The following is a 13,207-nucleotide window of genomic DNA, read 5'->3' as shown; positions in this document are numbered from 1 at the left end:
GTTTTAGATTAAAACCAACGTTTTCTTTTAAATAACAAGACTCCAAAAACAGAAAACACTATTGATATGGACACAATAATCCACAACCCAAAAGGATTTCCCTGTAATGTATTGGGGACATTCATTCCGTAAAAACTAGCAATAACCGTGGGAATCATTAATATAATAGAGATGGAAGTCATTTGCTTCATGATGGTATTCATATTATTAGAAATCACCGAGGCATAAGCATCCATCGTCCCTGTCAAGATATCACTATAAATATTTGTGGTTTCCTGTGCTTGACGCAACTCTATCTCCACATCTTCCAATAACTCAGCATCAAGAACAACTTTTATAGACTTAATATTTCGAATACGGTGTAGCAGAATATCATTCCCTTTTAGGGAAGTCATAAAAAACACCAAGCATTTTTCTATCTGTAACAGCGCTTGTAATTCTTCATTTTTAATTGATTTTTCGAGATTATCTTCAGCCAACTTAATTTTTTGATTGACTTGCTTTAAATATTTTAAATACCAAATACTTGAAGATAATAACAATCGTAAAACCAAATCAAAGTGATCTTTAATAATGATTTTCTTCTTTTGGGTATAAAGTACAAAATCTGTCAGCATTTCCGTTTGATGAAAACTCAGCGTTACAAAAACATCATCTTTAAACACAATTCCAACTGGTATAGTATTAAAAGGTAATTTTACATCATTACTTTTTACAGGAATTCGCATCAAAATTAAACACCAACCGTTTTCAATTTCAATACGAGGTCTCTCGTCAATATCTTCTATATCATTGTAAAAAGCTTCTGGAAATTGAAGTTCATCAAGTAAATATCTTTTTTCCTCTCCAGTTGGAGACACTATATTAATCCAGCAATTTGGCTCCCAAGTAGGAGTCTCCATCAAACCAATGTTATTTTTGTAAAAAACTCTCATTTCAAAATTATATATTAAGATATGCTTCTTGAAATATTTTCCAGAGCTACATCAGTTTAACCATTGCTTATAATAATCGTTCATTGTATTCTTAGTTTTTAAACCGTTACAAAAGTATCGCTTTATTTGAAAGCGAAATCACTTTTTGATTTTAAATTAACGCTTGACATTAATCATACATAAAACATTTACTAACTGATCCAGAATTACAACTCCTTATAAACAAGTTTTATTTTAAAATTCGAAATTGATTTGCAAAGTCTTTGTACTTATCACTCAACAGCACCTTATGATTATTTTGTAATAGAATCAAATTATCTTGAGGTACAATCTCAACAATTCTTTCCACATTCACCAAGAAATTTCGGTGCGTACGATTAAAAATCTTCGGATCTAAGAGTTCCATGATTTTGGTCAATGACATCATCACCACAAACTTTTCAGCCTCGGTCACAATGTTACAATACCTATCCTCTACCTCAACGTATAAAATATCGGTGAGTTGGACTTTTTTCAAGGCTTTGTTCTTTTTTATAAAAAGGAATTCGCTCGTCACCACCGTATCCTGATCTTCGCTCAAAAAAACATTGGGCTGCCCATAAAATTTTTCTACAGCCATTTCCAGAGCATAGAGAATTTCCAATTCATTAAAAGGCTTCATTAAAAAACTAAAAGGTTGGGTTAACTTTGCCCTTTCAAAAATCTGTCTGTCTTTCGAACTAGTTAAAAAAACAAAAGGTTTGGAAGCATTAGGAACAAGATTAATAGTCTCGGCAAAATTAATTCCATCGGGGTTTCCGTTCAAGAAAACATCAATCACCACAATATCAACAGGATTATTATAAAATAGTTGTAAGGCTTCGGCATTCGTACGCGCCACACCAACCACGGCATAATTATTTTCCATTAGCACTTCTACAAGAGCATCACTCTCCGCAGGCGTATCTTCAATAATCAACACATTAATAGTATCCATCAGTCTATTATAGGGAATTTATTTGTAATTCTAGAGTCACAAATATAAAGAAACTTTGGACTTCCCACTAATCAGAATGACGTTTTCCGCAACAATGATTTTTAGTGCCTTATTCCAGTCATTCGCTTTAGCCCTCATTCAAAATCCTTTTTTTACTAGGTCAGTACAGGAGCTTCCGTTGGTCGCTCTGTACTTCCCGTAAAAAATAGTCTTTTTCAATCGGGGCTGCCGCTACTACCTGGGGCAAGCGATCAGTAAACATTAGTTATAACAGGAAAAAATGGAATTATCAGCACTCATTTCGATAAAAAACGGCAGTATTAATCTACAACAACAGGCAATCTAAAATGCACAATCATTTTAGTACCCTTATTCACCTCTGACTCAATATCAAATTCGCCACCATTCCTTTCGATCAAACTTTTGCACAACTGCATTCCCAATCCTGTTCCTACACCTTCTTCTTTTCCTTTTTTAGAAAGTAAAACAGTAGGTCTCAATAACTCTTGGCGTTTTTCTTCCGGCATTCCTGTTCCAGAATCTTCAATTACAAGCGTAACAAAACCTTCTGTAAAAGCTTGTGAATATACTTTTACTGTTCCGTTTTCAGGAGTAAATTTAATTGCATTATCAACTAAATTGCGAAGAATAATTTTAAACGAATCCGTATCCACAAAAACAAAAAGGGAACTACTTACTTTATTTTCAAAAACAATCCCTTTATTTTTCATAATGGGCTCGTAATTATAAGCTACTTGATTCACCAACGATAATAAATGTGCCGATTCTTGATAAAAAAACGACTGCTGGGTTTGGAGCAGTGCCCAGTTTAACAAATTATCCAATAAATTATAAGCACCATTAGCAATAGCACTATTGGTTTCTAATTGATTATTTAAAGCCGAATAATCCTGAGTAGAAAGATTTTTTTGAAGTTTCGAATTACTACTTTTCAAAGCATTAACCGATGACCGCAAATCGTGACTAACAATCGAAAACAATTTATCTTTGGTTGCATTCAAATCATCCAAAATGGCTTTTTGTTCTGATATAATTTTATTTTGTTTTGTTTTTTGACGGTAAAAATAAGCCGCACCTGCTAATAATAGTAACATCAAAGTCATTGATGACAGCAAACCCCTACGCTCTGCCAAACGGGTATTATTTTCGGCAGTGAGTAAGTTTACTTCTTTTTGTTTTTGTTTGACAGCAAATTTCTTTTCGAGTTGTGCAACCGCCCACACTTTATTTTGATCATTTACGGAATCTTTCCATTGATCATATTCTTTTCTATAGGCAATAGCTTTTGACAAATTATTGCGATTTTCTTCCACAACTGCCATATTCAAGGCCGCATCTTTTTTAAAACTTAAATCTTTGGTTTTTTGTGCTAAATGATAGGATTTTATAAAATATGGGATGGCTTGTTTATCCTTGTATTGTTCATAATACATTGTTCCCAAATTATTATATAACAGAATCAATTTGAGCGTATCTTTACTTTTTTCTACTAGTTCTTTGTATTTAAGTAAATAACCTTCTGCTTTATCCAATTGTTTCAAAAGCAAATAACAAACACTCAAATTATTCAATAATTCTTTGCCTAAATAAGGGTAATAAAGATTAGTACTGTCTTTTTGAATAGCTAAAAAAACAGGGATTGCTTCTTTGTATTTTTCTTGCTGAATTAAAGAGGTTCCTATTTTGTATTGTACAACAGAAGCAAAAAGAAAATGAGAAGAAATCGCAAGGAACTCTGATTGCGCTTGTTTAAAAATTTTTTTTTGATAGAAAGCAGTTCCTCTCATAAAATGAGAATACGTATTCAACTCAATATTTTTAGACTGTGCCAAATGCCGGGCTGTGTAATACAAAGTAGAATCCCACTCTTTTTTCGTAAAAAAAGAATGGGATTTTATAAAGTCTTTTTCTTTTGGATAGGTTTTCATTATTTTCTGCATTTCCTTTCCCACCAAATAATCCGTAGATTTTTCCTGAGAAAATAAAATGATTGGTACTAAATAAAAACAAAAAAAGATTTTTTTAATCATTAAAAAAAATAATTTATTATGGTTGATTTACATTTGCAACTGTACCTCTCGAAGCTACGGGATCTGTATCCCATAAAAAAGTTTCTATAGTGTGAATCATATCTATTGACACTCCTACAGGAAGTCCCTCAGTACTCGCTTCAAAATTCACCTCATAGGCTTGAAAATTACTCGCTTCAGTTTCCGGCAAATCATAACTGATAAAAAACTGTAATTGTGGTGTTCCAACACTACTAATCACATACAATTGATTTACTGAAATGGATGGCGCTGGTTGTGCGGCATCAATAAAAACGACTGCACTAACGCATATTTCAGAATGGTCCGGGTTATTACAAGCTTCTACTAAAGCTGGTAAAGGCGTTTTAGAACGAGCTTGTGAAAATGAAATTTGACCACTTAATTTCACTTCTACATTACTAAGCTCAATCCCTGGTGGACTCAAGGTGTAAACAGCTGCTGTTTGCATTTTTATTTACTATTTTTAAAAGTTACTATTTTTTAAAAGTGCTTAATCAGCATCTTTGTCATTCCCAAATATAGAATTATTTATATTCTAAAATAGTATTTACTTTACTGAAAAAAGAAATCAAAATAGCCAATTCATAAAAAAACCTACTTAAAAAGTAGGTTTTCTTTAAAATTTATTGATTATTTCGAGCTCTTATCTTTCGAGCCAGAAGTGTGTTTTTAAGTAACATCGCAATGGTCATTGGCCCTACTCCACCAGGAACTGGCGTAATGAAAGATGATTTTGGACTTACAGAAGCAAAATCAACATCTCCTTTAATTACATATCCTTTTGGATTTGATGCATCATCAACACGAGTAATACCCACATCAATAATAACAACACCATCCTTAACCATATCCCCTTTTAAAAATTCTGGGACACCCAACGCAGTAACAATAATATCCGCATTTTTGGTGAATTCTTCGATGTTTTTGGTTCTACTGTGTACCAAAGTAACCGTAGAATCTCCAGGATATCCTTTGCGACTCAACAAAATACTCATAGGACGTCCAACAATGTGGCTACGACCAATTACAACAGTATGTTTACCCGATGTTTCTACTTTGTAACGTTCTAGTAATTCCATAATTCCATAAGGAGTAGCAGGTAGAAATGTTTCCATATCTAGCGCCATTCTTCCAAAGTTGGTTGGATGAAAACCATCTACATCTTTCTCTGGGTTAATAGCTAAAAGTATTTTTTCTTCGTCAATGTGTTTTGGCAATGGCAATTGAACGATAAATCCATCAAGATTATCATCTTCGTTCAATTCTTTTATCTTAGCTAATAATGCTTCTTCGGTAATGCCTTCTGGTAAACTTACCAAAGTCGATTCAAAACCTATTTGCTCACAAGAACGCACTTTGCTACCTACATAAGTTAAACTAGCTCCATTTGCACCTACAATTACTGCGGCCAAATGAGGAACTTTTCCACCGTTTGCTTTGATTTCTTGAACCTCAGCAGCGATTTCTTTCTTTATATCTTCTGATGTTTTTTTTCCGTCTAAAATTTGCATCTTTTTTTGGCTTTTGGCGTTTAGCTTTTAGCTTTTGGCACAATTAATTGTTTACTATTTTTCTATATTTCAAAACTGAAAACTCAAACTCTGAATACTGAATACTTTTTCTTATCTCATTCCCGGCATACCTCCAGGCATTCCACCTTTCATACCACCCATCATTTTCATTAGATTTTTTCCGCCTGGCCCTTGCATCATTTTCATCATCTTGCTCATTTGGTCAAACTGCTTCATCAATTGATTCACTTGTTCAATTTTTGTCCCAGAACCTTTAGCAATACGAGCTTTTCTTTTGACATCAATTGTAGCTGGTTTTTTTCTTTCTAATGGTGTCATTGAGTGAATAATCGCTTCGATATGTTTGAAAGCGTCGTCTTCAATCTCAACATCTTTCATGGCTTTTGAAGCACCTGGTATCATACCAACCAAGTCTTTCATATTACCCATTTTTTTTACTTGTTGAATTTGAGTCAAGAAATCATCAAAACCAAATTCGTTTTTAGCGATTTTCTTCTGAAGTTTTCTAGCTTCTTCTTCATCAAATTGCTCTTGTGCTCTTTCTACTAAAGACACAACATCTCCCATTCCAAGGATACGTTCTGCCATACGTATTGGATAGAATACATCAATCGCATCCATCTTTTCTCCAGTACCTACAAATTTGATTGGTTTATTTACAACCGTTTTAATCGAAAGGGCTGCTCCTCCACGAGTATCTCCATCTAATTTGGTTAAAATAACCCCATCAAAATTTAAGATATCATTGAAAGCTTTTGCAGTATTAACCGCATCTTGTCCAGTCATCGAATCGACAACGAACAAAGTCTCTTGTGGTTGAATTGCTTTGTGAACACGAGCAATCTCATCCATCATTTCTTTATCTACTGCTAAACGACCTGCAGTATCCACAATCACGACGTCAAAACCATTGGCTTTAGCATGTTTGATTGCGTTTTGAGCGATTTCAACTGGATTTTTATTTTCAGGCTCTGAATATACTTCAACAGCTATCGAATCTCCCACCACATACAACTGTTGAATCGCAGCTGGACGGTAGATATCACAAGCCACCAAAAGTGGTTTTTTATTCTTTTTTGTTTGTAAAAAATTGGCCAACTTTCCAGAGAAAGTCGTCTTACCAGAACCTTGTAGTCCCGACATTAATATAACTGTTGGCGTACCTGAAAGATTAATTCCTGCAACATCACCACCCATTAATTCAGTCAACTCATCTTTGACTAACTTAACCAATAACTGACCTGGTTGTAAAGTAGTTAATACGTTTTGACCAATTGCTTTGTCCTTTACCCTGGCAGTAAAATCTTTGGCAATTTTAAAGTTAACATCGGCGTCTAACAAGGCACGACGCACTTCTTTTAAGGTCTCGGCAACGTTTACTTCGGTAATTTTCCCATGCCCTTTAAGTACATGAAAGGCTTTGTCTAGTTTATCGCTTAAATTATCAAACATAATTTTTTATCTTTTTATGAAGTGCAAATTTAAGCATTTGATTGATAACTATGAAAAGTATTATTCATAAAAAACTCAAATTCAATTGTTTTGTCTTTCTTAGTTTTTGAATAATCATATTCCAACACTATTTTTTAATATTCACATTAAAATCGGGTGCTTCCACCAGTTGAAAAGTAGCCGATGCAAATTTGATCGCTCCATTTGTTGCTTCAAATGATTTTAATATTTGGATAAACAATTCAGTTTTTGTAGCACGTCTTTTTTTGTAGCTTACTACATATCGCAAGGTAAATTCGACCCAATTATCATTAGCAATAAGCGAAACCATAGGATCAGTTTGGGCTTCTTCTAATCGGAATTTATTCTGTAATTGCTCCCATTTTTCTTTGGATTGTTGAGTTAAATCTCCTGCTACTTTATTTCCTATTTCTAATAACAATTCTTTTGCTTTGTCATAATCACTACCATATTGCACTGGAATTTTAATTTCGTCCCATAAAAAAGGAAAATCACCTGAATAGTTAAAAACAGGTTCTTTGAAAACATAACTATTGGCTATTAAAACTATTCGTCCATTATACAAATCGCCATCTACCCATTGCCCTGTTTCCATTATTGTGGTACGTAGCACACCAATATCCATGACATCTCCTTTTATTCCACCAAGTTGCACACGGTCTCCTGTTTTATAAAAATCGCCAAACATAATTGCTAACCAACCTGCAAATGAAGCAATCACTTCTTGCAAAGCAAAGGCGATTCCTGCTCCAGCCACTCCCAAAGCAACCGTAAACCCTCCCAATTTATCACTAAAAACAATGGTAATTAATACAATAGTTAAAAAATAACCTGCATAATTACTAAACTTTTTGGCACGATAATGATTATCATTGCCTTGAATTTTGGATAATAAATTGCGTTGAATCACTCGAACTAGAAGCCAAATAACGGCAACACCAATTACAATGGTTGACATTTTGCCTATAGTTGGGTCGTACAAATATTTTTCTATGGTATCATTCATGACTAATCTTCTTTTGAAATAGATACATTAAATTTTGGTGCTTGGTAATTTTTATTCAAATAATCTTCAGGAATGGTTACCTGACTGCCGTCTCTTGCTGCTCTGTAATGAGGAGAAAGTATTTCGATTCCATTTTCGTTGCAACAATCTTGAATATTAGCGTGCAAATAAGAATAGATCAGCGCTTGTTTATTGACTTCTTTGGTGTATGCATTTACTTGGTAAGATACGTAAAAATCATCTAAACTCGTTTGTAAGACAAAAGGCGACGGTGATTTTTGTAACCACTCAGTACGGTTAGCAGCATCTATCAATGTTTGGTGTACTTTTTTCCAAGGCACATCATAACCCAACGTAATCGTTGTATGTAAAATCAATCCATTAGTAGGCGCATCACTACTATAATTGATAGTATGACTATTCATTACGGTTGAATTTGGAATCGATATAATTTCATTTTTAGTGGTTCTAACCCGAGTTACCAACATTGATTTTTCGATTACATCGCCAAAAACTTCACCGATTTTTACACGATCACCAATTTTAAACAAACGCATATAGGTCAATACCAAACCTGCCACTACATTGGACAACGATCCCGATGAACCAAAAGTAAACAAGACTCCTAAGAAAACCGAAACTCCTTGAAATATAGGGGAATCACTCCCAGGCAAATACGGAAAAATTACAATCCCCATAAAAGCATATAAAACCACTTTTATAATTTGATAGGTTGGATTTGCCCAATCGGGGTAAAAACCGGAGAGTTGCAAATTTTCGTTTTCTACTTCGGTCTTTAGAAAATAAACAAAACGTAGTACGTATCTAAAAAATACCACAATAACTATAATGGTTATTAAATTGGGCAAATAATCCCAAACTCCCATTACAATTTTGACTGCTGGACTTTTTATGTATTCAATAAGAGTATCTGTAAAATGTTTGGTCCACGGAAAAATTCCAAATAATATGGGTAAGGATAGATAAACAGTAAGAATGGTTAATATCCATTTTACAAAATTACTGACTGCAACAAAAACTTTAACTTGTCTACTAGCATCGAATAATGTGTAGTTTTTAATAGTAATTCCACTTAGAGAAGACCCTTCTTTCTCTTTGATTTTTTCATTTAGCAATCGGAATCCTTTTCGAATGAAATAAATAATAATCCCCACAATCAAGATAATCAAAAGCGCTATCGCAATTTCTTTTCCTAAGGTTTCAAAACTGGTTTCCTCTTGGTATTTGATGACTGCATTTTCGATTAAAATTTTATATTTGTCAGCCAATTCTTTTTTGGTAGAATTGTTCCAAATCGCATCGTTCTCGGAGACGCTTGTGATGATGCTTTCTCCCACAATAACATCGGCAGTACTTTCTGACTGTACTACTTTAATATCCTCTTTTTTGAATTGATAAATATCCGCTAGTTTTTGAATTCTATTCGAAATCGCCTCTGCACGGTCTTTTACAGAAAAACTTCCTAGTTTACTGTAAATCACAAACAAACTATCGCTAAAAAAACCCATTACAGGATAAGACTTTGCTGTTTTTCTCAAAGAATCGATTTCACGTTTTTTGAATTCAAATCGTTCTTTGTCTTTGTCTGCAAACTCCTGAAGTTGCTTTAGCAGTTTGTCTTTCTGAATATTATCCGTCGTGCTTAATTTATCTAATCTCGTTTGTAGTTTTGCTTGTTCTACAGAGTCTTTGAGACGCAGCACTTCGAGTTCTTGCAGTTTTTTGTTATACGCATTAAACACAACTGTGTTGGCAGAATCCACTTGTTTGGCAACAGCTACCTCTTGTACTTCTGTTTGTGAGGCATCTGTTTTTTGGGTTTTATTTTGGGAATAACTTAGTTGTGTGAACAACAAAAAAAGAAATAGTTGAGATAGTAATTTCATGGAGGACAATTATTATTTAAAGATTTTGGAAGTATTGATTTTAACACCAAAGCTTCTTGAATATGCGTCGCCAAAAGTAGTTTATTTGAATGATTGAAGCTTTGTTTTATTACTAAAGATTATGCTCTAAAAAATCTACTTTGTGAAAACAAATCAATTTCAATCTTCAGTTTGCTTGCGTGAGGGATAGCAGTGAAAAGCCCACAAACAAGTGTAGCGATAGCGGAACTTGTTGAGGACTTGCAACGAATAGCCCGACCACAAAAAAAAATGGCTAAGCGCAAACTGCTTAGCCATTTTTTTTTGTGGGCACGCCCAAAATATCATTTTACATTCTCTCTGGAACGTTGATTCCTAAGAGACTGAAAGCGTCGGCAATGGTGTCGGCAACTCGCTTGGAAAGCTGTACTCTAAAGGATTTGTTTTGTAAATCGGCTTCGCCCAAAATAGGTACGGCTTGGTAAAATGAGTTATATTCTCTAACTAAATCATAGGTGTAATTAGCAATTAATGCGGGACTATGATTGTGAGCTGCGTTTTGAATCACCTCAGAAAACAATTCTAATTGTTTGATGAGTTCTTTCTCTTTCTCATGCAAATCAACTATGGTTGCGTCTTGCGAATAATCAAATTCGGCTTTACGAATAATCGACTGAATACGAGCGTATGTGTATTGAATGAACGGCCCCGTGTTTCCTGCAAAATCTACTGATTCTTCGGGGTTGAAAAGGATTCGTTTTTTTGGATCTACTTTTAAAATGTAATATTTCAAAGCTCCTAGACCGATTGTTTTGTACAATTTGGATTTTTCTTCGGCTGAATAGCCTTCTAATTTACCCAAATCTTCGGCGATTTTTTGAGCTGTAGTCGCCATTTCTTCCATCAAATCATCGGCATCTACGACAGTTCCTTCACGAGATTTCATTTTTCCAGAAGGTAAATCAACCATTCCGTAGGACAAATGGAATAGATTGGCAGCCCAATCAAAACCTAATTTTTTCAAAATTAGAAATAAAACTTTGAAATGATAATCTTGTTCATTACCTACAGTGTAAACGATTCCGCCAACATCGGGCATGTCTTTTACACGTTGAATAGCTGTACCAATATCTTGGGTCATATAAACGGCTGTTCCGTCTGAACGCAAAACAATTTTACGGTCCAAACCTTCGGCAGTTAAATCGATCCAAACAGAACCATCAGGATCTTTTTCGAAAATTCCTTTGTCTAATCCTACTTGCACGACATCTTTACCTAATAAATAAGTGTTACTTTCATAGTAATAACTATCAAAATCAACGCCCATGGTTGCGTAGGTTGCGGCAAAACCATCATAAACCCATTGGTTCATTTTTTTCCAAAGTGCGATTACAGCCTCATCTCCTGCTTCCCATTTCAAAAGCATTTCTTGTGCTTCTAGAATAATTGGCGCTTGTTTTTTGGCTTCATCTTCGGTTTTTCCGGCTGCCATCAATTGGCTAATTTCTTCTTTATACGCTTTATCAAAAGCAACATAATAATTACCTACTAATTTATCTCCTTTTAAACCTGTCGATTCTGGAGTCGATTCATTTCCAAATTTTTGCCAAGCTAACATCGACTTGCAAATATGGATTCCTCTATCGTTGATAATTTGAGTTTTATATACTTTTTTACCAGATGCTTTGATAATCTCTGCAACGGAATATCCTAATAAGTTATTTCGAACATGACCTAAATGCAACGGCTTATTGGTGTTTGGCGAAGAATATTCGACCATTACCGCTGAATCATCAGCTTTTGGAGATTGAAATCCGAATTTTTCTACATTTCTGATTTGGTTGAAAAAACTTAAATAATAACCATCCGAAATGACGATATTCAAAAATCCTGAAACAACATTAAATTTACTAACAGCATCTACGTTTTCAACTAAATAGCTCCCTATTTTATTCCCTAATTCCACTGGATTACTTTTGACCAATTTCAATAAAGGAAAAATCACCATAGTAATATCTCCTTCAAACTCCTTACGAGTCGATTGAAATTCTACTTTTTCGATCGTAACTTCAAACAGGTCTTGAACGGCTTTCTGGATTGAGGGTGTAAGAATATCTGATAATGTCATTTTATTGCTTTTTTTAATGGGTGCAAATATAGGTATAATGCGCCAATTTGAAAATGAGAAACGACAAGGTTATCGAAAAAAGAAAAGACACTCAATGAGTGTCTTTTTATAGTATTAAAAAACAGTGAATTCTACCATTTGATAATGGCGCTAGCCCAAGTAAATCCACTACCAAAAGCAGCTAAAACAACGGTATCTCCTTTTTTAATCTTACCGAGTTCCCAAGCTTCGGTCAAAGCAATTGGAATGGATGCTGCGGTTGTATTTCCGTATTTTTGGACATTATTATGTACTTGATCATTACTTAATCCAAATTTTTTCTGGATGTATTGTGAAATCCTGAGGTTAGCTTGATGTGGAATCAACATATCTATATCCGAAACTTGTAAATTATTTGCCTCTAAACCTTCATTAATGACTTCACTAAAGCGAACCACTGCGTTTTTAAAAACAAATTGTCCGTTCATATAAGGGTAGTAACTTTCGTCATCAGGGTTATTATCTTCGAGAATATCGGTTACCCAACGACCTCCCATTCCTGGAGCCTTCAAGACTAATTCTTCGGCATGAATTCCTTCTGAATGCAAATGAGTAGATAGAATTCCTTTGGTCAAATCCTCTTCTCGACTCAATACTGCTGCTCCCGCTCCATCTCCAAAAATCACAGAAACTCCACGTCCGCGAGTAGTCATATCTAATCCTGTCGAATGAACTTCGGAACCGATCACTAGGACATTTTTATACATACCTGTTTTAATGTATTGATCCGCCACCGATAGTGCATAAACAAAACCAGAGCATTGATTGCGTACATCCAATGCACCTACAGTTCGTAATCCTAAATCCCGTTGTACCAAAACACCTGGCCCTGGAAAATAATAATCTGGACTTAAGGTTGCAAAAACGACAAAATCAATATCCTCTTTGGCAACACCAGAACGTTCTATCGCTATTTTAGCAGCTTTCACACCCATCGAAGTAGTGGTGTCTTCCCCTTTAATTATATGACGACGCTCCTGAATCCCAGTCCGCTCTTGAATCCATTCATCATTCGTATCAATTAATTTTGATAAATCATCGTTAGTAACGACATTAGATGGGACATAAAATCCCAAACCTGCTATTTTGGAGTGAAACATATTTACTAGAATAAAGGTTAGTAGCACACAAATTACTACTTTTTAAGCAATTATTCATTT

10 protein-coding genes are annotated in these 13,207 nt (G+C 34.6%); all 10 read right to left on the bottom strand.

Annotation, left to right across the window (positions count from 1 at the left end):
- Positions 1–8 precede the first annotated feature (8 nt).
- A complete protein-coding gene (locus tag ABZP37_RS07680) occupies positions 9–935 on the bottom strand; it encodes a magnesium transporter CorA family protein (protein WP_366187009.1) in 927 nt (308 codons plus the stop codon).
- A 229-nt stretch (positions 936–1,164) separates the two neighbouring features.
- Positions 1,165–1,911, bottom strand: a complete 747-nt coding sequence (locus tag ABZP37_RS07675) for a response regulator transcription factor (protein WP_366187008.1) — start codon at positions 1,909–1,911, stop codon at positions 1,165–1,167.
- Positions 1,912–2,231: 320 nt separating this feature from the next.
- Positions 2,232–3,860 (bottom strand): ATP-binding protein, encoded by a 1,629-nt coding sequence (locus tag ABZP37_RS07670; protein ID WP_366187006.1) that lies wholly within the window; start codon positions 3,858–3,860, stop codon positions 2,232–2,234.
- 118 nt (positions 3,861–3,978) lie between these two features.
- The gene (locus ABZP37_RS07665; protein WP_366187005.1) at positions 3,979–4,431 is read right to left on the bottom strand and encodes a hypothetical protein; all 453 of its coding nucleotides are present in this window, start codon (positions 4,429–4,431) and stop codon (positions 3,979–3,981) included.
- A 175-nt stretch (positions 4,432–4,606) separates the two neighbouring features.
- On the bottom strand, positions 4,607–5,494 hold the full coding sequence (locus ABZP37_RS07660) for a tetrahydrofolate dehydrogenase/cyclohydrolase catalytic domain-containing protein (RefSeq protein WP_366187003.1): 888 nt from the start codon (positions 5,492–5,494) through the stop codon (positions 4,607–4,609).
- Positions 5,495–5,605: 111 nt separating this feature from the next.
- A complete protein-coding gene (gene ffh / locus ABZP37_RS07655; RefSeq protein WP_366187001.1) occupies positions 5,606–6,967 on the bottom strand; it encodes a signal recognition particle protein in 1,362 nt (453 codons plus the stop codon).
- A gap of 127 nt (positions 6,968–7,094) precedes the next feature.
- A complete protein-coding gene (locus tag ABZP37_RS07650) occupies positions 7,095–7,994 on the bottom strand; it encodes a mechanosensitive ion channel domain-containing protein (RefSeq protein ID WP_366187000.1) in 900 nt (299 codons plus the stop codon).
- Positions 7,995–7,996: 2 nt separating this feature from the next.
- A complete protein-coding gene (locus ABZP37_RS07645; RefSeq protein ID WP_366186998.1) occupies positions 7,997–9,901 on the bottom strand; it encodes a mechanosensitive ion channel family protein in 1,905 nt (634 codons plus the stop codon).
- A gap of 328 nt (positions 9,902–10,229) precedes the next feature.
- Positions 10,230–12,008: an arginine--tRNA ligase gene (gene argS / locus ABZP37_RS07640; RefSeq protein ID WP_366186996.1), complete on the bottom strand. Its 1,779-nt coding sequence runs from the start codon at positions 12,006–12,008 to the stop codon at positions 10,230–10,232.
- 131 nt (positions 12,009–12,139) lie between these two features.
- On the bottom strand, positions 12,140–13,147 hold the full coding sequence (locus tag ABZP37_RS07635) for a beta-ketoacyl-ACP synthase III (RefSeq protein WP_366186994.1): 1,008 nt from the start codon (positions 13,145–13,147) through the stop codon (positions 12,140–12,142).
- Between the last annotated feature and the right edge of the window lie 60 nt (positions 13,148–13,207).

The organism is Flavobacterium ovatum, from assembly GCF_040703125.1.
Taxonomy (GTDB): Bacteria; Bacteroidota; Bacteroidia; order Flavobacteriales; family Flavobacteriaceae; genus Flavobacterium; species Flavobacterium ovatum.
The sequence above is the reverse complement of the archived record's forward strand: the minus strand, read 5'-3'. Positions and strand labels throughout refer to the sequence as shown.